Below are 20,766 nucleotides of genomic sequence, written 5' to 3' on the forward strand. Positions count from 1 at the left end.
TCAGACGGATAGCCACCCATCGAGCACGCGTTCACGCGCATACGCTGCTACGCGTTCGCGCGGAAGTTCACGACGGGAGGTGGAGCGATGAGCGCCCGGACCCGAGCTCGCATGCTCGAACAGGCGTGCCGACGCGGGCTGCAGCATCACGCGGCGTCCGTCGCGCGCGGTGTAGCCCATCTCGTCCCAGCCGCGCGCGTCGATGTGCGCATCCATCCAGCAGTCCAGGTACACCGCGGCGCCGATCGCGTCGGGATCGCCGTACTTGCCGTCGGGAAACGTGCGGCCCGGGCGCCACGCGCGGCCCAGCGCGACGCTGCCGTCGGAGACCTGCGCCTCGCGCGTGAGCCGGCAGCGCACAAAGGTCAGGCCATACGCCTGCGCCGAGGGCGTGCACGGCACGGCGACGTAGCCCTGCCGCTCCTTGTCGGGGCGGTGACGCGAATGCAGCTCGCACTGCTCGAACAAGGCATTGCCGCCGCCGAACACGAAATCGACACTGCCGGCGATGCGGCACTCGCGGAAATGGCTGCGTCCGGCATCGGTGAACAGCGTGTCCTGATGACCGGAAAGATCGACGCGTTCGAACGAACACCGGTCCGAGCCGGCATCGAGCATCAGCGCCACCGCCTGCGCGCCGTTCGGGCCAATGGGCTCGAACTTCGGTGCGGAGAGGTTGCCGACGTAGTCGAAGGCGTTCTCGACGGTGAGGTTCTCCATGCGCACGTCGGGCGCGCGCACGGTCACGCTGGCGCATCCCCATGTGCCCCAGGGTTGGCCGTCGCGACGTTTCATGCCGGCGGCCGCGTCGTAGGTGAGCACGCTGGTCGCGCGGTCCTCGCCGATCAGGTGGACGAATGGGCGGTCGATGACGAGCTTCTCGTGCCAGCGGCCGCGGGTGACGAGGATGCGGAACGGACGCGTGCCATCGACCGGCGCGGCGGCGATGGCGTCGCTGACGGTGGCGAACGTGCGATGGCCGTCGCGTGGAGCGGTTGCGACGATGGCGTCGAAGTGACAGGCCTCCTCCCCCTGCTGGCAGGAGGAGGTTGGGAGGGGAGTGTGAGGCGCGTCAGCGCCGAGCTCGCCGCGTTGCGGCTTCGCGACCCCTCCCCAACCGGCCCGGCCTTCGGGCGTAGCAAGCAGGGGAGGGGGCAAGAGCAGCAGCGCGGTGGAGGACGCCAACCCGCGCAGCATTCGACGCCGTTGCAGCAAGGAATCCTGCGACATCACTTGAACGGACCCGCACCCAGGATCACCGCCAGCGGCACCAGCGCAGTCGGGTCGATGCGGCGGTACAGCGTCGGCGTCCAGGCGACGTTCGGGTCCAGCGGCACCGGATTGACCGCATTGAATGCCGCGACCACATCCACGCGCGCATGGCGCAGCAGCCCGTTGCGCAGCGTGCCCTCCGCGCGCAGCGCGGTGCCGTTGAAGCGCTCCACGAACAGGTCCGGCGTCACCGCTTCGGGCACGAGGAAGTGGTTGTTCTGCGCGACGATCTGCGACTCGATGCCCGCGCCCCAGCTGTAACCGTAGGTCAGCGCGCCTTCGTTGGTGAGCGTGTACTGGTTGTTGAACACGTGCACCTGCCCGAATCGCACGCGCGGCACGCGCTGGCCGAGGTCGTGGAAGAGGTTGTGGTGCAGCGTCACGCGCAGCTTGTTGCGATCGGCGCTGGCACCGTCGGAGGAGCCGATCAGCATCGCCTTGTCGTGGTTGGCCATCAGGTTCCACGAGACGGTGACGTTGTCCGATTCGTTGGTGACATCCACCAGTCCGTCGTGGCGCTGGTAAAGGCGGTTGAAGTACGTGGGCGCGTCTTCGTCGCGCGTGGCGACATCGAGGAAGGCGTTGTGGTCGATCCACACGTGCGTGGCGTTGCGCACGGAGATGGCGTCGTACAGCGAATTCCAGTTGCCATCCGCACCATCGGTGGGCGCCCACTGCGGGAAGCAGTCGTAGCTGTCCACCAGCAGCAGGTTGCGCACGATGACGTTCATCGGCTGGTTGCCGCTGGTCGAACTGGGGCGGATGTCGAGCCACGCGCCGCGCAGACCATCGCCGTGGTCTGCGCCGATGATCGTGGTGTTGGCCGGCACGCGGATGCGCACGCGCGCCTGTTGCGCAGCGGCAGAGGCGACGCGTGCGCGCTCCTGCGGGCCACTGGGATTGACGCGGCCCCAGGTGGTCGGATCGTAGGCGGCGAGGAAGGCGGGCAGCGAATACAGCTCGCCCGTCGTCGCATCCGCGCGCGCGTAGTCCTCGCAGGTGAGCGGGTTGCCGTCGGCATCGACGTTCGCGTCGATCATGCCTTCGATGCGGATGATCTTCGGTGTGGCATCGGGGAAGTTCAGCGCCGCGACCAGTGCGTTGCGGTCGGACACGGTGAACACGTGCGCCGCGTCGGCGGCCGATCCGCCGGTGGTGCCCTGTGGCAGCGCGGTGGTGGTTTGTGCGGCCCAGCCGTCGTTGGCTGCGATGGTCTGACGTTCCAGGCCATGGCCGGCGTGCGCGCTCAACGGCAATGCGAGCGCGAGTACGGACAGGAAGATCTGCGTGCGGTGGCTCATCGGTACCGCTCCTTCGTGAGTGGAGGGAGCGGACGTCGGCGTCGGGCGGCGGCGCGGCGTCCGCGGGATCACAACGCAACTGCCAGCGTGCAATGCAGCCCTCTCCCGCGTGCGGGAGGGGGGTTTGGGTGAGGGCGTTCGCTCGCCCTCACCCGCCCCTTGCGGGGCACCTTCTCCCGCAAGCGGGAGAAGGGTCATCGCGTCAAACGGTCAGAACTTGTAACGCGCGCCGAGGAAGTACTGGCGGCCGGTGTGGTGGTAGACCGAGGCGCGATCGCCGATGGAATCCACCCACTGGTCCTGGTACTCGTCGGTGAGGTTCAGGCCTTCCAGCGTGATCTCGAAGTGCTCGTTGATCTTGTAGGAGGCCGACATGTCGATGGTCAGCGTCTCGGCGGTGCCTTCCACGTCGTTGTTGTTGCGGCCCGGCACCGTGGTCAGGAAGTCGTCGCGGTAGGCGGCCGACACGCGTGCACCGAACTTCGGTCCCTCGTAGTACAGCGTCGCGTTGTAGGCGTTCTTCGACAGGCCCGTCAGGTCCGTGCGCAGCGAGGGCGCGCCGGTGGCGGTGACGTACTGGATCTTCGAATCGACGTAGGTGTAGTTCAGCTGCACGCCGAAATCGCTCCAGAAGCCGGGCAGGAACACGAACGGCTGCTGGTAGGTGAACTCCAGGCCCTTCAGCGGACCGCCCTTGGAGTTGATCGGGACGTTGAACTGGAAGTCGTCGTTGACCGTCGCCGTGGTGCCTTCGAGCAAGCTCGCCGGCAGGCCGGAGCTGGAGTACGGACGCGTCTCGCGCGAGGTCAGCACGAAGCTGTCGATGTCCTTGTAGAACAGGCCCAGCGCGAGCAGCGATTCCTCGGCGAAGTACCACTCGAAACTGAGGTCGCCCGTGGTGGCGCGGAACGGATCCAGCATCGGATTGCCGCCGTTGACCACGCGGTTGCCGCCGCTCACGTTCACCGTCACGCCCGGCGTGAGGTTGCCCAGGCCCGGACGCGCCATCACCTTCGCGCCCGCCACGCGGATCAGGAAGTCCGGCGTCACGTCGAGCACGAGGTTGAACGAGGGCAGCGTGTCGTCATACGAGCGACGGACCGTGGTCAGCTGCGCCGCGCCGGTGCCGACGGTCGAATAGCCCGTGGAGGTCTGCTTGGTCTCGACCTGGCGCACGCCGACGTTGCCGCTCAGCGGCAGGCTGCCGATCTGCGTGGTGAAGTCGGCCTGCAGCCAGAAGCCGTGGTCCTTCTCTTCCACGCTGCGGTTGTTGCCCAGCACCGCCGCCACCTGGTCGCTGACGGCGAACATGCCGCTGTCGCTGTAGATGTTGAACACGCGGTTGAATGCGTCGATGTCCGGAATCAGCCAGGTGCTGTCGCCAACGCCGCTGATGTCCTCCAGGCCGATCTGACGGGTCAGGTCGGCCAGCGTCACGCCGGCCGGCAAGGCGGGCACCAGCACTTCGGACGCGCGACGTTCCTCACGGCTGTCGAAGGTGTATTCCTTGTACTGACCGCCGCCCTTCAGGCGCACCGCATCGGTGAGCTGCCAGGCGAAACCGAGCTGCGCGTTGTCGATCGTGTTGTCGGCGTACTGCGGGCGCAGGCGGATTTCCGAACCCGGCACCGCCGTGGTGCCGTTGATGAACGCCCATTGCGATGGGTCGTTCACGTCGAAACCGTTGGTGATGACGGGCAGGCGGTTGTCGCCGCGGTAGTCGTAGACGTAGCCGTCGGCATTGAGGCGGTCGATCGTGATGGTGGTCTGGATCGGGTTGGAGAATTCCGACTTGGCGCGTCCCGCCTCGAAATTGAGGCTGAAGTCCTCGGTGAGCTTGTGGTCGCCGTAGAAGTTGAACTGGGTGAACTTGGTTTCCAGTTCGTCGTAGCGCGCTTCCGAACGCACGTCCACATCGTCGAAACGGCCGTAGACGAGGTTGCCGCGACCGTCCACCGCGCCTTCCAGCACGCGCGACTGCGCCTTGCCGGCGGCGCCGCCGCGGCTGAAGGACAGGCCGTTGAGGAAGTTCTCGGTGCGCGTCGCGTCCAGGTCGGCGTACATCATGTCCAGGCCCAGCGACGTGCTGTCGGTGGGATCGAACTGCAGCGACGCGGTCACGCCCAGGCGTTCCTGCTCATGCTCCAGCACGCCGTAGCGCGGGATGCGCGGGTGGAACACGCTGGCGCTGCAGGCGGCGGGGAAGGGCGAGGTGTTGGTCGGACGGGCCGCGGTGGGGCAGCCGTTGAAGCCGCCGCTGCCGGTCGCGCCGGTGGTGCCGTTGCTGGGGCCGTTGTCCCAGCGCACGGTGCTGTGGCCTTCCTCGACCAGGCGCCGCTTGGTGTAGGCCACCGAGAGCAGCGCGCCGAACTTGTTGTCGGCCCAGGTGTTGCTGATCAGCATGGTCGCGCGCGGATCGAGGTCCGACGCCAGGTCGTTGTAGCCCAGCTGCGCACCGGTGACGAAGGTGAAGCCGTCGTAGTCGAACGGACGCGCGGTCTGCAGGTCGACGGTGGCGCCGAGCGCGCCTTCCTCGATCTCGGCCGACGAGGTCTTGCGCACGGTGATGCTGTTGAACAGCTCCGAGGCAAAGACATTGAAGTCGAAGCCGCGGCCGCGGTTGGCGCCGCCGGAGCTGTCGGTACCGCCCGTGGTGGTCAGCGCCTCCATGCCGTTGATGCGCACGCGGGTGAACTGGCTGTCCAGGCCGCGCACGGAGATCTGCCGGCCTTCGCCCGCATCGCGCGCGATCGACACGCCCGGGATGCGCTGCAGCGATTCGGCCAGGTTCAGGTCTGGAAAGTCCGCGATGTCCTCGGCGACGATGGCGTCGACGACGCCAATCTCGCTGCGCTTCTTGTCGAGCGCTTTTTCGAGCGCGCCACGGAAGCCGGTGACGGTGACGGTGTCGAGTTCGGTCGGTTGGTCCGTGGACTGCGCGGCGGCCGGGGCCGCGGCGGGTGCGGCGGCTTCCTGCGCGAGCGCGCTGACGGCGCTCAGCTGGAGCGCCAGGCCGATGGATGCGGCCAGCAAGGTAACCGGTGTCTTTTTGGCGGCACGCTGAAATTGCATAGGTTCTCCCCTCCCATATGGCATATACAGCTTGTAAGGTGCGTGTTGACTGGCTTGCGACGCTTGCTATGGTTGTTCCGGCGGTGAAATGACACCGATGGTCAAAACCCTAACAAAAGGGATGGCCGACCGCATGCTGCGGTGCGCCATGACCCGGCCCGAGGGGGCGCCGACGGGGTGCAAGTGGCCGGCAAGCAGGCAGAATCGACGCGTTTGCTACCGGGGGACGGATCAGATGACGAGGAACGGGACGTGAGTCGAGTGGTGTGTTTCGGTGAGCTGCTGCTGCGCCTGTCGGCGCCCGGTCGCGAACGGGTGCTGCAGTCGCCGCGCCTGGATGTCCATATCGGGGGCGCGGAAGCCAACGTGGCGGTGCTGCTGGCCCAGCTCGGCCATGACGCGGCGATGGTGTCCACCGTCGCCGACAACGCGCTGGGCGCATCGGCGGTGGGCGAGCTGCGCCGCTACGGCGTCGACACCCGCCCGGTGCGCGAGGCCCCCGGCCGCATGGGCCTGTACTTCCTCTCGCACGGCGCAATGCAGCGACCGAGCGAAGTGCTCTACGACCGCGCCGACTCCGCCTTCGTGCGCAATGCCGACTACGACTGGGACGCGCTGCTGGAAGGCGCCGACTGGCTGCACCTGTCCGGCGTCAGCCCGGCGTTGGGTCTGGCGACGGCGGAGGCGACCATCGCCGCTGCGCGCGCCGCGCGCCGACTGGGCGTGAAGGTGTCCTTCGACGGCAACTTCCGCGGCAAGCTCTGGCAGGCGTGGGACGGCGACGCGGCCGGGCTGCTGTACCAGATCTTCGCCGAGGCCGACCTCGTCTTCGCCGACCACCGCGACATTGCCGTCGTGCTCAACGAGCGCGTGCCTTCCGAGGGCGAGAAGGCCGTCGCCGAGGCGGCCACGCGCGCCTTCGCCGCGTTCCCGAACCTGCGCTGGCTCACCTGCACGTTGCGCACGCAGCACAGCGTCGACCGCCACACGCTGTCGGCGGTGATGGTCGAACGCGACGGTGCGCGTCGCCGGGCGCCCGACTACGCGCTGGAAGGCATCGTCGACCGCATCGGCACGGGCGACGCCTTCGCAGGCGGCGTGCTGCACGGCCTGATCAGCGGCATGGAGCCACCCGACGTGCTGCATTTCGGCCTGGGCGCGGCGTGCCTGAAGCATTCGATCCCGGGCGATTTCTGTCTCGCCACGGCGCAGGAAATCAGCGATGTCATTTCGCAGGCGGGCTTCCATGTCCGCCGTTGACGCCCAGGCCGTGCTGCAGGGGCACCGCATCGTGCCCGTGTACACGCCCGCCAGCGTCGACGAGGCGCTCGCGGTGGCGCGCGCGCTGAAGGCTGGCGGCATCGGTGCGATCGAAGTCACGCTGCGCACGCAGGTCGCCATGGACGCGGTGGCCGCCATCGCGCGCGAGCTGCCGGGCATGCGGGTGGGCGTGGGCACCGTGCTCGACGTGGAACAGATGCGCGGTGCGAAGGACGTGGGCGCGACGTTCATCGTCTCGCCCGGCAGCTCGCGCGAGCTGCTCCAGGCCGCGGTGGAGATGCGCATCGCCTACCTGCCCGGCGTGGCCACCGGCAGCGAAGTCATGGCCGCGCTCGCCGCGGGCCATCGCCTGCTCAAGGTGTTCCCGGCCGAACCGATCAACGCCTTCGAGCTGATCAACGCCTGGCGCGGACCGTTCGCGCAGGCGCGCTTCTGTCCGACGGGCGGCATCGACGCCGCGCGCGCCCGCGAATACCTGCGCCTGCCCAATGTCGCCTGCCTGGGCGGCTCCTGGCTGACTCCGTCCGACGCGCTGCGCGCGGGCGATTGGGCACGCATCGAGGGCCTTGCGCGCGAGGCCGTGGCGCTCGTCGCGGACTGACCTGGCGCGTCAGAAGCGGCCGTCCGGGCGTCATTGCGCACGCCCGGATGTGGCCTGCTTCGCCAAAGTCGCCAATTTCCCGTGATTTTTTGCGCAAACCCACTTGGCGGCGCGATTGCGTTGCCCTACATTCCGCTTGCCTAGCTGCGGTTTCCGGGCATCCATCAACCATCGAGTATCACGAGACACATATGGCGAAGACGAAGAAAGTGGCAAAGAAAGCCGCCCCGAAGAAGGCCGCTGCCAAGCCGGCCGCTCCGAAGCCGATCAAGGAAGTGCTGTCCAAGTCCGGCCTGGTCGCGCACATCGCCGAGGCGACGGGCGTGGTCGCCAAGGACGTTCGCAACGTCCTGGCCGCACTGGAAGGCGCCGTGCACGCGTCGGTCAGCAAGAAGGGCGCCGGTGCGTTCACCCTGCCGGGCGTGCTGAAGATCACCGCCGTCAGCGTTGCGGCCAAGCCGAAGCGCAAGGGCATCAACCCGTTCACCAAGGAAGAGCAGTGGTTTGCTGCCAAGCCGGCCACGGTGAAGGTCAAGGTCCGTCCGCTGAAGAAGCTGAAGGACGCCGCGGCCTGATGACCGCCGGGATGCGGCGTGCGCAATGCCGCCGCATCCTTTCCGGCGTTCACGTACCGGGCGCCGTTGTGGTGCCGCATCGCCGACGCACGTCGGTGATGTGCGTCCGTCGATGTAGACCGCCGAAGTAAGACCCACGATGTAAGAGCACGATCCCGCGCGCGTTCGCGCCTTCTCAGGGATCCAGCCACTTCCTCGCCTGTGCGTCGCGCACGTCTTCGGGCGTGTCGAGGTCGTAAGCCAGTTCCGGCGCGTCCAGCGTCCACACGTCCGGCAGCACGCTCAACCGCGCTCCCAGGCCCGAGTCGCCGTGCAGCGCACGCGCGGACGCAAGCACCTGCATGGAAACCACCGCCGGCGCACCCAGGCGCGCGCCGTGCCGGGTCGCCGCGCAGCCGGACGGTGAAACCACGGTGCCGTCGAGCAGTGCGCGCAGGTGATGTTCCTCCAGTGCCGGCTGGTCGCAGACCAGGATCAGCACGGCGCCGTCGAAGTCCTGCAGCGTGTCCGCCGCCGCGATGAGGCTGCCGGCCAGCCCGGATCCCCAATGCGGATTGACGACGCATTCCAGCCGGTTGTCCACCGCGATGATGCCCAGTGCACCGGCCACGGCCTGCGCGTGCGCGCCGATGACCGCGATCAGGCGCGCCGGATGCGTGGCCGCCGCCAGGCGCACGGCGCGGTGCACCAGGGTTTCGCCGTCGCGCGTGAGCAACTGCTTCGGCCGCCCCAGACGCGTGCTTCCGCCGGCCGCCAGCACCACCGCCGCGTGTTTCATGGCGCACCGTGCAGGTGGCGTTGCAGCTGCGCGGCGATGCTCAGCGCGATCGCTTCCGGCCCGTTGCCGCCCAGGTGCAGGCCGACGGGCGAGTGCAGGCGCGGCTGCAGTACGTCGCGCGCGCTGGCCGGGAGCACGCGGAACAGGTCATCGCGCCGCCGCACCGGGCCGAGCAGGCCGATGAAGCCGACCGGCGTGTCGGCGAGCGCATGCAGCGCCTCGCGGTCGAGTTCGAAATGGTGGTGCATGACCAGCGCGACGTCGCCCAGCCGCGCGGTATCGGCGATCGCCTGCGTCGGCGTCTGCGTGATCGCGACGTCGGCCAACGCACCCGCAGCGATCCAGCGCGGGCGGCGTTCGACCAGCGTCGTCGTCGCGCCCAGCGCGCGCAGCAGCGGCAGCAGCACCGGCGTTTCCGGGCCGGCGCCGAATACCGTGATCGACGGTGCCGGCGGGATCGACAGCGTCCAGCGTGCCGATGCATCGGTCCAGTCCGGCGCGTGCGCGGGCAACCGCAGCGAGGCGACGTGCGCACCGGCTCCTGTTTCCAGCGTGCCGTCGGCGTGCACTGCGATGTGCAGCGGCTCGCCCGCACGCCACGCCGCCACGTGTGCCGGCCAAGCGTGCAGCGCCGCTACCGGCAGCAGCGCGATGCGCAGGCGACCGCGGCAGCCGATCGCCGAACCGGAAAGCAGGTCTTCGTCGCCGCGCGTGTCGATCTCGAGGAAATCGATGCGCCCCGCGCGTGCGGCGTCGTCGGCGCGCTGCTGGATTTCCGGTTCCAGGCAGCCGCCACTGAGCCAGCCGACCTGCGCGCCATCGCCGTCGAACAACGCCAGCGCACCGGCGCGCACGTAAGTCGAACCGCTGGTTTCCAGCACGAGCGCCAGGGCCGCCGGATCGTCGCGGGACAGCGCCGCGACGGAGGCTTCGAGCACCGCGCGCGCACCGCCGGTCGGCAGTGCGGTGGGCATCAGGGTGGTCAGGCGGGGCTGGTCCATGGACTGAGCTTGGGCGAGACGACGGAGTGCCGGCGTGATCGTGCCGATTATGTGGCCGCGCAAGCGTTCGAGGCCGACGACGAGGGCGCGCGCCGGAGGATCGGGCAAGGATCGGCGAGGATCGGGCTGGAGGCCGCGCGATGGCCGGCGTCTACTGTAGCCACGGACATGCCGTGCCTTGGCGCCCTCACGGGGCCGGGCGTAGGCTGCCGATACCCCAGCCGCCGCGAGGGACCCCATGAAGCTGCTTGTGAACGGCACCGAGCACGACGTCGAAGCAAATCCCGACATGCCCCTGCTGTGGGTGCTGCGCGATCTGCTCCACCTCACCGGCACCAAGTTCGGCTGCGGCATCGCGCAATGCGGTGCCTGCACGGTGCATGTCGACGGCGCACCGCGACGCGCCTGCGTCACGCCGGTGTCCACCGTGGAAGGCAAGGCGATCACCACCATCGAAGGCCTGTCGAAGGACGGCACGCATCCCGTGCAGCGCGCATGGGCGGAGCTGGACGTCGTGCAGTGCGGCTACTGCCAGTCGGGCCAGATCATGTCCGCCGCCGCGCTGCTGGCGAAGGTGCCCGCGCCCAGCGACACCGACATCGACCAGGCCCTGTCCGGAAACCTCTGCCGTTGCGGCACCTACCAGCGCATCCGCGCGGCGGTGCATCGCGCGGCGGAGATCGGAAAGTCCTGATCGGGGCCCTGCTCTTGAGTCCCTCTCCCACCGGGAGAGGGGTTGGGATGAGGGGCAACGAAGCATCACCGTCGAACAGCCAGTGCACTACCGCGCTGGGAGTTCGAGCCTTGAAGCTCCGTTACCCCTCTTCCGCCCTCCGGGCACCTTCTCCCGAGGGGAGAAGGAAAAGGCAAGAATCCGCGGAGCATGTGATGAACGCTCGATTGAACCCATCCCGCCGCAACTTCCTCAAAGCCACCGCAACGCTCGGCGCGGGCCTGGTCGTCGCCTTCGTAGTGCCCGGCGCGAAGCGCTTCGCGCAGGCCGCGCCCGGGGAGGCGGGCGCGGTGGCCGACGGCTTCGTGCCCAATGCCTTCCTCCGCGTCGCACCGGACGACACCGTCACCGTGCTGATCGCGCATTCGGAGATGGGGCAGGGCGTGTGGACCACGCTGGCGATGCTGGTGGCCGAGGAACTCGACGCCGACTGGACCAAGCTTCGCGTCGAACACGCACCGGCCGCGCCGCCGTATGCGCACACGGCCTTCGGCATGCAGATGACCGGCGGTTCGACGACCACATGGTCGGAATTCGACCGCTACCGCCAGGCCGGCGCCACCGCGCGCGCGTTGCTGGTGGCGGCGGCCGCGTCGAAGTTCGGCGTGCCGGTGGCGCAGGTACGCACCGAAAACGGTGTCGCCATCGCCGGCGACCAGCGTGCGCGCTACGGCGAACTCGCCGCCGCCGCCGCGCTGTTGACGGCGCCGGCGAAAGTCGCGCTGAAGGATCCGAAGGACTGGAAACTCATCGGCCATCCCACCAAGCGCCTGGACACGCCGGAGAAGATCACCGGCCGCGCCCAGTTCGGCATGGACGTGCAGTTCGATGGCCTGCTGACGGCGCTGGTTGCGCGTGCGCCGGTGTTCGGCGGCTCGGTGAAATCCTTCGACGCCACCGCCGCGAAGGCCGTGCCCGGCGTGCGCAACGTCGTGCAGGTGCCCAGCGGCGTGGCCGTAGTGGCCGATCACTATTGGGCGGCGAAGCTCGGCCGCGATGCATTGAAGATCGAGTGGGACCTCGGCCCGAACGCCGCACTGGACACGCCCGCATTGCGCGAGCAGTTCCGCACGCTGGCGCTCACCGACGGCACGCCGGCCGCCCAGGGCGGCGACGCCAAGGCCGCGCTGTCGAAGGCCGCGCGCACGCTGGAGGCCGAATACCACGTTCCCTATCTCGCGCACGCGCCGATGGAACCGCTCAACTGCACGGTGAAGGTCGACGGCGAGGGCTGCGACATCTGGACCGGCACGCAGTTCCAGACGCTGGACCAGCAGGTCGCGGCGAAGATCCTCGGCCTTGCGCCCGAACAGGTGCGCATCCACACCACCTTCCTCGGCGGCGCCTTCGGTCGGCGTGCGACGCCGAGTTCGGACTTCGTCAGCGAAGCGGTGCAGGTCGCCAAGGCCGCTGGCGCCCCGGTGAAAACGGTCTGGACGCGCGAGGACGACATACGCGGCGGCTACTACCGGCCCATGTATTTGCAGCAGGCACGCATCGCGCTGGACGACGCGGGCAAGCCCATCGCGTGGCACCACGTCCTGGTTGGCCAGTCGATCCTCGCCGGCTCGCCGTTCGAGGCGGCGATGGTGAAGAACGGCATCGACGCGACTTCGGTCGAAGGCGTCGCCGATTCGCCTTACATCAAGGACCTGACCGACCATCGAATAGAACTGCATTCGCCGCGCACCGGCATTCCCGTGCTGTGGTGGCGCTCGGTGGGGCACAGCTACAACGGCTTCGTCATGGAAAGCCTGGTGGACGAGCTCGCGCACGCGGCCAAACAGGACCCGGTCGAATACCGCCGCGCGCTGTTGCAGAAGCATCCGCGCCATCTGGCCGCGCTCAACCTCGTCGCCGACAAGGCCGGCTGGGGTTCGCCGCTGCCGCAGGGGCAGGCGCGCGGTGTCGCCGTGCACGAATCCTTCGGCAGCTTCATCGCACAAGTGGCGGAGGTGTCGATCGATCGCACGCCCGGCACGCACCATCCGATCCGCGTGCATCGCGTGGTCTGCGCGATCGACTGCGGCATCGCGGTGAATCCCGAAGGCGTGCGCGCGCAGATGGAGTCGGGCATCGCCTTCGGCCTCGGCGCGGCGCTGCACAGCGCGCTGACGTTCAAGGAAGGGCGCGTGCAGGAATCGAACTTCCACGACTACGTGGTGCTGCGCATGGACGAGATGCCGAAGATCGAAGTGCACATCGTCCCGAGCACCGAGAAGATGGGCGGCGCGGGCGAACCGGGAACGCCGCCGATCGCGCCGGCCGTGGCGAACGCGCTGTTCGCGCTCACCGGCCAGCGCCTGCGCGAACTGCCGCTGCGTCTTCCCGCCGAAAACGCCAACGTCTGAGGAGACGACCATGCGCCTTGCATTCGCGAACCGCGTTGTCGTGTTGCTCGCCGTCGTCCTCCTCGCCGCATGCGCGAAGCGCCCGAGCCCGGAGCAGCAGGCCCAGGGGCTGGCGGCCTTCGCCACGGTGGAGAAGGTGTTCCAGCACCCGCGCTGCAGCAATTGCCATATTCCGGGCGACCAGCCGTTGCAGTTCGACACGCAGGTGCCGCACATGATGAACGTCGTGCGCGGCCCCGAGGGCAAGGGCGCTACGGGCCTTCCGTGCGCGTCGTGCCACGGCGAAGCCAACCTGCCCGCGAGCTACGGCCCCAACGCACCACCGGGCGCGCCGCATTGGGCACTGCCGCCGCCGGATCAGAAGATGGCGTGGATCGGCGTACCCGCGCACGAGCTGTGCGCGATGATCCAGGACCGCAAGCGCAACGGCGATCGCGACATGGAAGCGATGTTCAAGCACGTCGCCGAAGACAAGCTGGTGCTGTGGGGCTGGGCACCGGGCGGCAACCGCGTCGCCGTGCCGGTGCCGCACGACGAGTTCGTCAAGGCGTTCCGCACCTGGATGGATGCGGGCGCGCCGTGCCCGCAGGCGCAGGGGTGATCTCCACGAGAAAGACGCATTCGACCGGAAGTGCGAGTTGGAATCTGCGAAAAATTCCGCTGTGAAGCGGGTTCGTCTGCCGCCTAACGTGCGCGCCATGTCTTCCAGGGAAATGGAACATGGCAGCGCGATCGGAAGTACGTTTCACCTTTGAAGGAGGCGGTAGCGCATTCGACGTCGTCCGCTTCGAGTTGAGGGAAGGGGTTTCACAGCCCTTCCGCCTGGAGCTGGAGCTGTCCAGCTTCGATGACGCCATCGACGCCACGGCGCTGCTGGATCGGGATGCGACGTTCGCCATCGCGCGCGACGGTATCGTCGAACGCCGGGTGCACGGCATCGTCACGGCCTTCGAGCAGGACGAAACCGGCTTCCAGCGGACGCGGTACCGGGCCACGGTCGAATCGCCGCTGGCGCGGCTGGGCCTGCGTCATGGCAGCCGCATCTTCCAGCAGGTCGCGGCGCCGGAGATCCTGGCGACACTGCTGAAGGAGCATCGCCTGGCGGGGACGCGCACGGCGTTCCGGAGTACGCACGAGCCGCGCGAGTATTGCGTTCAATACCGCGAAACCGATGCGACGTTCTTCCATCGCATCGCAACCGAGGAAGGCATCGTCCACTGGAGCGAGGCGCAGGACGGTCACGGTACGCTGGTGCTGAGCGACCGCATCGACAGCGCGCCGATGCTCGATGGTCCGGTGGTCTACCAGCCCGCGCCCGCGGGTGAGGCGCCGGGCCCGCACCTGTGGCACGTCGGGTACCGCCGGGAACTCGCGCCGACGCGGCTCACGAACCGCGAATACACCTTCAAGAACCCACGCTACGACCTGCAACACGAGGCCAGGGCGTGGGCGGCGGAGAACGCCATCGGCGACTACGAGCACTACGACTACGCCGGGCGCTACAAACGCGACGAAGCCGGAAAGCCGTTCACACGCAGCAAGCTGTCGGGCCTGCGCAACGCGGCCGAGCACGCGCGAATCGAAGGCGACGATGCCCGCCTGTGGCCAGGACTGGCGTTCAACCTGACCGGCCACCCGACCACCAAGCTCAACGACCGCTGGCGCGTGATTTCGATGCGCCATACCGGCGAGCAGGCGACCTCGCAGGAAACCGACGCCGCAGACGCCGAGCACGGCAGCCGCTACAAGTACGAAGCCACCGTCGTCCCCGCCCACTACGACTGGAAACCCGAACCGGCCCCGCGCCCGGTGGTCGACGGGCCGCAGATCGCCCACGTCGTCGGGCCCCAAGGCGAAGAAATCCACTGCGACGAACACGGCCGCGTGCAGGTGTGGTTCCCCTGGGACCGGGAAGGTCCGCGCGAGAACGCCACTTGCTGGATTCGCGTCAGCCAGGGCTGGGCAGGCGCCATGTACGGCTTCCAGGCGATTCCGCGTATCGGCCACGAGGTCATCGTCAGCTTCCTGGAAGGCGATCCGGATCAGCCCATCGTCACAGGACGGGCCTACCACGCCGCCAATCGCCCGCCGTACGAGCTGCCGCACCACAAGACCCGCACCACGTTCAAAACCCAGACCCACAAGGGCGAGGGCTACAACGAACTTCGCTTCGAGGACGAGGCCGGGAAGGAAGAAATCTTCGTCCATGCGCAGAAGGACCAGAACATCGTCGTCGAACACGACGAGACGACGAAGGTCGGGCATGACCGCAGCGAAGACGTCGGCAACGACGAAACCATCGCCATTGGCCACGACCGCACCGAAACCGTAGGCAACGACGAAACGCTGAGCATCGGCCAGGACCGCCGCGAAACACTCGGCCGCGATCACACCATCGACATCGGCCGAAGTCGCCACGTCACCATCGCCAAAGACCTGATCGAAGACATCGGCAACGTCCGCATCGAGAAGACCGCGACCGATCGCAAGGCCGAGACCGGTGGGCATTACGAGCACAAGGTCGCCGGTCGCCTCGACATCGAAGCCGGCCAGTCCATCACCGAGCGCACGCAGATCGCCGAAATCAACGGCAGTCGGCGCGTCATCCTGCGCGGCCCGGGCGGCAGCATCACCATTGACGATAGCGGCATCAAGCTCGATGCCCTTCACATCCGCCTCAAGGGTCCGGTGCGGATCGAAGGTGAGGGACGTGGCAACGAGTTCACGGTAGAGGGAACGCTGTTGCCCGCTGTGCCGCTGGAAATGGCATGTCCGTGGGGCGGCGCTGTTGCGTTCCAGCCGAAGAAGGAGCAACTGCTACCCGCAGCCTCAGGCCACCCGCAGCTCGCATCGCCCACCGATGCCGCGCAGCCTGCGCATGGAGTCGCCCCGGCCGTGCCGCTGCCGGCGAATCCTGCGACGCCGCCCCCAAGTCCGGGCGCCACTCCAACCACGGCGCCTCCGTCACCTGCGCCCACGCCGCATGAGTGCCAATGGCGCATCCCGTCCGTCGAGCAGACGAACTGCCGGATGAACATGGAGGGCGCCGACTACTACATGTTGGACAAACTCAAGAACCGAGTGTTGGACCCGACGACACGGCTTCCGCACCTGCTTCGGTACTCCACGTTTGAGGGAAAGTTCGATCTTCGTTATGACGAGGCGGCAAAGGTGATTACCGCCACGGTCCGCATCAAGGTGGTGCCCAAGGACATGGTGGAACTGGACGTGGCGACTGGCGCGACGCCCGCCGCGAGGCGACCGAAGCTGGACTCGAACGGAACGCCGATCTCCGTGCCCTTCGACAGTGACAAACACTGGACTCAGGCGGAGATCTCGAACGCGAATCATCGAAAGGTGGATCGGGCTCAGGTTGGTATTGACCTTGAAGGCCTCGCGGATCGTGTCACCGACACGCTGGGGCAGGACAAATACAAGCTGACTATCGATGGTTGTCCGCAGGGCAGCGCCTGTAGTTGCCAGATCCCGGTGAAGTTTGCGGTCGAGCTACAAAAGCACGACGAGACGTACCCCAGCGCACCGCATCACACCATCGAAATGTACCCGCGCAGTGCACGTGCCAACGCGGCCGCCTGGGGAGAGGTAAGCGGCTCGTATGACTGGAATACGTCCATATGGAAGCCTCACACGGTCGATCACGTCACCACGCATGAAGTCGGTCACCTCTTCAGCTGGCCCGATGAGTACTGGGCGCATGGCGGCGCGTGCCATAAGCAGTACGTCGTGGGCCAGGACATCGACTTCAGTACTGAAGCGCCATTAAAGGGCACGGATGTCTGGCAGCTTCAGGCCACGGCCAATCTGATGGGAGGTGGCGTTCATATCCAGACGACCGGAACCCCGGTCTATTACGTCCATCGCATCCGCGACTGGTTCGCCCGCCGGACGGGTAAAGCCTGGAAGGTCATCCGATGAAATCACGCCTCGTCCCCTTCGTACTGATTTCCCTTCTCCACGCAGGATGCGCCATGAGCACCGAACCCAAGCCCGACTCACCGCCGCTGTCCCCACAGACCATGTCGTTCTCATACATGGGCATGACGGGCCTCAATTCGCTCGGAACCAAGGATGGCGAGCACTACACCCTCTACCTGCCCACCACCACGACCCTGAGCGGTTGGAGCGCAAGCCGGCCCAAGGGTGCACACAGCGCCATCGGTGCCGGTGTGTACAGCGGCACGCTCGATGCGGAAGACAAGCAACTGCTGGAAGCCATGCGCGGAAAGCTCTGCCGCGACCTGAAGTGGCCGGCGATGCGCAGCCCGGAGTACATGTTCAGCTACTACATGCAATGCGATGGCAAGGTTTACACCAATTCGGTGGACCTCAGCGCCGGGTTTCCGCAAGGCACCGAGGGGATGATGTCGACCTTCGGTGAGTTGATGGACCATTTCTATGCCAAGGCCACTCGCACACCGGTCAAGCTCGACGTGGACTACGAGGTCACGCTGCAACGCGCGGAACCATGTGAAGTTTATCGGTGCCTCGCTAGAACGATCGCAGAAGTGAGCCGACTAGCTGATCCGCACTGACGCAGGCCGTCGTCGCTGGCGAGATCAAGCCATTGCCCGGGCGCAACCCGCCACGCCCGGGCGATGCCAAGGGTGCGTCAGCGCACCGCCCCGCGCCGATGCGCCCACGCATAAAGCGCGGGCAGCACCAGCAGGGTGAGCAGCGTGGAGGAGACGATGCCGCCGATCACCACCGTCGCCAGCGGGCGCTGCACCTCGGAGCCGGCGCCGACGTTGAACGCCATCGGCACGAAGCCCAGCGACGCCACCAGCGCGGTCATCAGCACCGGACGCAGGCGGCCGAGTGCGCCATCGAAGATCGCTTCGCCCAGCGGCGCGTTCGACTCGCGCAGGCGGCGGATGAAGCTCACCAGTACCAGGCCGTTGAGCACCGCCACGCCCGACAGCGCGATGAAGCCCACGCCTGCTGAGATCGAAAGCGGAATCCCGCGCAGCGCCAGTGCGATCACGCCGCCTGTGAGCGCCAGCGGCACGCCGCTGAACACGATCGCCGCATCCTTCGCCGAGCCGAACGCCCAGAACAGCAGCGCGAGGATCACCACCAACGTGACCGGGACGACCACCGCGAGGCGCTGGCTGGCGGAGATCAGCTGCTCGAACGTGCCGCCGTAGCCGAGCCAGTAGCCGGACGGCAGCGTCACGTCGCGTTGCAGGCGTTGCTGCAACTCGTCGACGAAGCCGCCCAGATCACGCCCGCGCACGTTCGCGGTGACCACCACGCGGCGTTTGCCGTCCTCGCGGTTGATCTGGTTCGGCCCGAGCACCGTTTCGATCTTCGCCACCTCGCGCAACGGCACCGTACGCGGCGTGCCGACGGCCCAGTCCGCACTGCGACTGGATTCGTCGGCGTTGGCCTCGTCGCGGAGCGGGATCGGCAGATCGGCCAGGCGTGCGGGATCGCTGCGCATGGACTCCGGCAAACGCACGACGATGTCGAAACGCCGGTCGCCTTCGAACAGCTGGCCGGCGACCTCGCCGCCGACGGCGGTGGCCACCGTGTCCTGCACATCGCCCGGGTTCAATCCGTAACCGGCAAGCGCGCGCCGGTCCGGCGTGACCGAGAGCAACGGCAGGCCCGTGGTCTGTTCGGTCTTCACGTCCGCCGCGCCCGGCACCGTGCGCATCACGCCTTCCACTTCCTCCGCCACGCGCACCAGCGTGTCGAGGTCGTCGCCGTACACCTTCACCGCGACGTCCGCGCGCACGCCGGAAATCAGCTCGTTCATGCGCATCTGGATGGGTTGGGTGAACTCGTAGTTGTTGCCCGGCAGGCGCTTGGCGACGGCTTCGAGCTCGGCCAGCAGCGTGGCCCTGGGCTTGCGCGGGTCGGGCCACGCATCGCGCGGCTTGAGCATCACGTAGGTGTCGGTCACCGACGGCGGCATCGGATCGTTGGCGATCTCCGCCGTGCCGATCTTGCTGAACACGCGCGCCACTTCCGGGCGCGAGGCGAAGCTGCGCTCCAGCTGCGCCTGCATCGTCACCGCCTGGGTCAGGCTGGTGCCGGGAATGCGCATCGCATGCACGGTGACGTCGCCTTCGTCGAGGCTCGGGATGAACTCCGTGCCCAGTCGCGTTGCCAGCAATGCGCACCCCGCGACCAGCGCGACGGCAGTGCCGATGACGATGCGCCCGTGCGCGAGCGACCACGCCAGCGCGGGTCGATAACCGCGCTGCGCCCACGTGATCAGGCGGCTTTCCTTCTCTGCCACCTTGCCGCGCATGCACAGGGCGATCGCCGCCGGTACGAAAGTCAGCGACAGCAGCATCGCGCCGGTGAGCGCCAGCACGACCGTAATCGCCATCGGGTGGAACATCTTTCCCTCGATGCCGGTGAGGGCGAAGATCGGCAGGTACACGGCGGTGATGATGCCGATGCCGAACAGGCTCGGGCGGATCACCTCGGCGGTGGCGGAGGCGGTGAGGTCGAAACGCTCCTCGTCGTCCAGTGCACGACCCAGCGCGTGCTGCGCCTCGCCGAAGCGGCGCAGGCAGTTCTCCACGATGATCACCGCGCCGTCGACGATCAGGCCGAAATCGAGCGCGCCCAGGCTCATCAGGTTGCCCGACACGCCGCCGCGCACCATGCCGGCCATCGTGAACAGCATCGACAGCGGAATGACGGCGGCGGTGATCAGCGCCGCGCGGATGTTGCCCAGCAGCAGGAACAGCACCGCGATCACCAGCAGCGCGCCTTCGACCAGGTTCCGCGTAACCGTGGCGATGGTGCGATCCACCAGCGACGTGCGGTCGTACACCGCATGCGCCTTCACGCCGGCGGGCAGGCTCGCGTTGGCGGCTTCCACTTTCGCCGCGGCGGCCTGCGCGACATCGCGGCTGTTCGCGCCGACCAGCATGAACACCGTGCCGAGCACGACTTCGCGCCCATTCTGCGTCGCCGCGCCGCTACGCAGTTCGGGGCCTTCGCTCACCTGCGCTACATCGTGGATGTGGATGGGCACGCCGTCGCGGCGATCGAGCACGATGTTGCCGATCGCCTCCAGGTCCGCGACCTGGCCCGGCACGCGCACCAGGAACTGCTGGCCGTTGCGTTCGATGTAACCCGCACCGACGTTGCGGTTGTTCGCCGCGAGCGCGGCCACGACGTCGCGCAGCGAGAAGCCGAGCGCGACCAGCCGCGCCGGGTCGGGCGTGATGTGGATCTGCCGCGCATAGCCGCCGATGGTGTTCACCTCGGTGACGCCCGGCGTGTTGCGCAGCTGCGGCCGCACCACCCAGTCCTGCAACGTGCGCAGGTCGGTCGCCGTCCAGGGCGTGCCGTCGCGCTTGCGCGCGGCGGGGTCGGCCTCGACGGTGTACATGAAGATCTCGCCCAGGCCCGTGGAGATCGGGCCCAGCTCGGGATCCAGTCCTTCGGGCAGCTGCGACTTCACTTGTTGCAGGCGTTCGGCCACCTGCTGGCGCGCGAAGTACAGGTCGGTGCCGTCCTTGAAGACGACCGTCACCTGCGACAACCCGTAGCGCGACAGCGAACGCGTGTAGTCGAGTTTCGGCAGCCCGGCGAGCGCGGTTTCGATGGGGAAGGTGACGCGTTGTTCGGACTCCAGCGGCGAGTAGCCGGGCGCTTCGGTGTTGATCTGCACCTGCACGTTGGTGATGTCGGGCGTGGCGTCGATGGGCAGGCGCTGGAAGCTCCACACGCCCAGCGCGATCAGCGCCGCGGTCAACGCCATCATCAGCCAGCGGTGGGCGATGGCGAATCGGATGATTTTCTCGAGCATGTCGAT

Annotated in this window: 14 protein-coding genes; 8 read left to right on the forward strand and 6 right to left on the reverse strand. The window is 67.8% G+C overall.

Going from position 1 to position 20,766, the window contains the following annotated elements:
- The 3 genes from AAFF32_RS05495 to AAFF32_RS05505 all read right to left on the reverse strand — a co-directional run bounded on the left by AAFF32_RS05495 (position 1) and on the right by AAFF32_RS05505 (position 5,645).
- On the reverse strand, positions 1-1,230 hold the full coding sequence (locus tag AAFF32_RS05495) for a pectinesterase family protein (RefSeq protein ID WP_342316748.1): 1,230 nt from the start codon (positions 1,228-1,230) through the stop codon (positions 1-3).
- Positions 1,230-2,573: a hypothetical protein gene (locus AAFF32_RS05500; RefSeq protein WP_216961436.1), complete on the reverse strand. Its 1,344-nt coding sequence runs from the start codon at positions 2,571-2,573 to the stop codon at positions 1,230-1,232. Before AAFF32_RS05500 ends, AAFF32_RS05495 begins: the two co-directional genes overlap by 1 nt.
- A 210-nt stretch (positions 2,574-2,783) precedes the next feature.
- Positions 2,784-5,645, reverse strand: coding sequence for a TonB-dependent receptor (locus tag AAFF32_RS05505; protein ID WP_216961433.1), 2,862 nt, complete (start codon positions 5,643-5,645; stop codon positions 2,784-2,786).
- Between the two features lie 252 nt (positions 5,646-5,897).
- Between AAFF32_RS05505 and AAFF32_RS05510 the strand changes: the two genes are divergently transcribed.
- The 3 genes from AAFF32_RS05510 to AAFF32_RS05520 all read left to right on the forward strand — a co-directional run bounded on the left by AAFF32_RS05510 (position 5,898) and on the right by AAFF32_RS05520 (position 8,102).
- Positions 5,898-6,905 (forward strand): sugar kinase, encoded by a 1,008-nt coding sequence (locus tag AAFF32_RS05510; RefSeq protein WP_216961430.1) that lies wholly within the window; start codon positions 5,898-5,900, stop codon positions 6,903-6,905.
- Complete coding sequence (eda, locus tag AAFF32_RS05515; protein WP_216961427.1) at positions 6,892-7,527, forward strand: bifunctional 4-hydroxy-2-oxoglutarate aldolase/2-dehydro-3-deoxy-phosphogluconate aldolase; 636 nt, start codon at positions 6,892-6,894, stop codon at positions 7,525-7,527. The genes AAFF32_RS05510 and eda overlap by 14 nt, the downstream gene beginning before the upstream one ends.
- Positions 7,528-7,718: 191 nt before the next feature.
- Entirely contained in the window at positions 7,719-8,102 is a 384-nt protein-coding gene (locus tag AAFF32_RS05520; protein WP_216961423.1) for an HU family DNA-binding protein, read from the forward strand.
- 175 nt (positions 8,103-8,277) lie between these two features.
- Here the strand turns inward: AAFF32_RS05520 and AAFF32_RS05525 are convergent, their stop codons facing one another.
- Both AAFF32_RS05525 and AAFF32_RS05530 read right to left on the reverse strand, forming a co-directional pair.
- Positions 8,278-8,880 carry a nucleotidyltransferase family protein gene (locus tag AAFF32_RS05525; protein ID WP_216961420.1) on the reverse strand — a complete coding sequence of 201 codons (603 nt, stop codon included), beginning with the start codon at positions 8,878-8,880 and terminating at the stop codon, positions 8,278-8,280.
- Positions 8,877-9,881 carry an XdhC family protein gene (locus tag AAFF32_RS05530; protein WP_342316749.1) on the reverse strand — a complete coding sequence of 335 codons (1,005 nt, stop codon included), beginning with the start codon at positions 9,879-9,881 and terminating at the stop codon, positions 8,877-8,879. Before AAFF32_RS05530 ends, AAFF32_RS05525 begins: the two co-directional genes overlap by 4 nt.
- A gap of 238 nt (positions 9,882-10,119) precedes the next feature.
- Here AAFF32_RS05530 and AAFF32_RS05535 point away from each other — a divergent pair, with 238 nt between their 5' ends.
- From AAFF32_RS05535 to AAFF32_RS05555, 5 genes are all read left to right on the forward strand, one after another.
- Positions 10,120-10,575, forward strand: a complete 456-nt coding sequence (locus AAFF32_RS05535) for a (2Fe-2S)-binding protein (RefSeq protein WP_216961417.1) — start codon at positions 10,120-10,122, stop codon at positions 10,573-10,575.
- A gap of 194 nt (positions 10,576-10,769) precedes the next feature.
- Positions 10,770-12,965, forward strand: a complete 2,196-nt coding sequence (locus AAFF32_RS05540; protein WP_342316750.1) for a xanthine dehydrogenase family protein molybdopterin-binding subunit — start codon at positions 10,770-10,772, stop codon at positions 12,963-12,965.
- A gap of 10 nt (positions 12,966-12,975) precedes the next feature.
- Entirely contained in the window at positions 12,976-13,566 is a 591-nt protein-coding gene (locus AAFF32_RS05545) for a hypothetical protein (protein ID WP_342316751.1), read from the forward strand.
- Between the two features lie 119 nt (positions 13,567-13,685).
- Positions 13,686-16,901 carry a type VI secretion system tip protein TssI/VgrG gene (tssI, locus tag AAFF32_RS05550; protein WP_342316752.1) on the forward strand — a complete coding sequence of 1,072 codons (3,216 nt, stop codon included), beginning with the start codon at positions 13,686-13,688 and terminating at the stop codon, positions 16,899-16,901.
- A 53-nt stretch (positions 16,902-16,954) separates the two neighbouring features.
- Positions 16,955-17,518: a hypothetical protein gene (locus tag AAFF32_RS05555; RefSeq protein ID WP_342316753.1), complete on the forward strand. Its 564-nt coding sequence runs from the start codon at positions 16,955-16,957 to the stop codon at positions 17,516-17,518.
- 77 nt (positions 17,519-17,595) lie between these two features.
- Here the strand turns inward: AAFF32_RS05555 and AAFF32_RS05560 are convergent, their stop codons facing one another.
- A complete protein-coding gene (locus AAFF32_RS05560) occupies positions 17,596-20,760 on the reverse strand; it encodes a CusA/CzcA family heavy metal efflux RND transporter (protein ID WP_342316754.1) in 3,165 nt (1,054 codons plus the stop codon).
- Positions 20,761-20,766 lie beyond the last annotated feature (6 nt).

The organism is Lysobacter sp. FW306-1B-D06B, assembly GCF_038446665.1.
GTDB lineage: Bacteria > Pseudomonadota > Gammaproteobacteria > Xanthomonadales > Xanthomonadaceae > Lysobacter_J.

What these genes read in the sequence shown, in the direction of transcription:
- AAFF32_RS05495 (WP_342316748.1), bottom strand. Translation starts at nt 1,230, where the DNA reads ATGTCGCAGGATTCCTTGCTGCAACGGCGTCGAATGCTGCGCGGGTTG.
- AAFF32_RS05500 (WP_216961436.1), bottom strand. Translation starts at nt 2,573, where the DNA reads ATGAGCCACCGCACGCAGATCTTCCTGTCCGTACTCGCGCTCGCATTG.
- AAFF32_RS05505 (WP_216961433.1), bottom strand. Translation starts at nt 5,645, where the DNA reads ATGCAATTTCAGCGTGCCGCCAAAAAGACACCGGTTACCTTGCTGGCC.
- eda (WP_216961427.1), top strand. Translation starts at nt 6,892, where the DNA reads ATGTCCGCCGTTGACGCCCAGGCCGTGCTGCAGGGGCACCGCATCGTG.
- AAFF32_RS05520 (WP_216961423.1), top strand. Translation starts at nt 7,719, where the DNA reads ATGGCGAAGACGAAGAAAGTGGCAAAGAAAGCCGCCCCGAAGAAGGCC.
- AAFF32_RS05525 (WP_216961420.1), bottom strand. Translation starts at nt 8,880, where the DNA reads ATGAAACACGCGGCGGTGGTGCTGGCGGCCGGCGGAAGCACGCGTCTG.
- AAFF32_RS05530 (WP_342316749.1), bottom strand. Translation starts at nt 9,881, where the DNA reads ATGGACCAGCCCCGCCTGACCACCCTGATGCCCACCGCACTGCCGACC.
- AAFF32_RS05535 (WP_216961417.1), top strand. Translation starts at nt 10,120, where the DNA reads ATGAAGCTGCTTGTGAACGGCACCGAGCACGACGTCGAAGCAAATCCC.
- AAFF32_RS05540 (WP_342316750.1), top strand. Translation starts at nt 10,770, where the DNA reads ATGAACGCTCGATTGAACCCATCCCGCCGCAACTTCCTCAAAGCCACC.
- AAFF32_RS05545 (WP_342316751.1), top strand. Translation starts at nt 12,976, where the DNA reads ATGCGCCTTGCATTCGCGAACCGCGTTGTCGTGTTGCTCGCCGTCGTC.
- tssI (WP_342316752.1), top strand. Translation starts at nt 13,686, where the DNA reads ATGGCAGCGCGATCGGAAGTACGTTTCACCTTTGAAGGAGGCGGTAGC.
- AAFF32_RS05555 (WP_342316753.1), top strand. Translation starts at nt 16,955, where the DNA reads ATGAGCACCGAACCCAAGCCCGACTCACCGCCGCTGTCCCCACAGACC.
- AAFF32_RS05560 (WP_342316754.1), bottom strand. Translation starts at nt 20,760, where the DNA reads ATGCTCGAGAAAATCATCCGATTCGCCATCGCCCACCGCTGGCTGATG.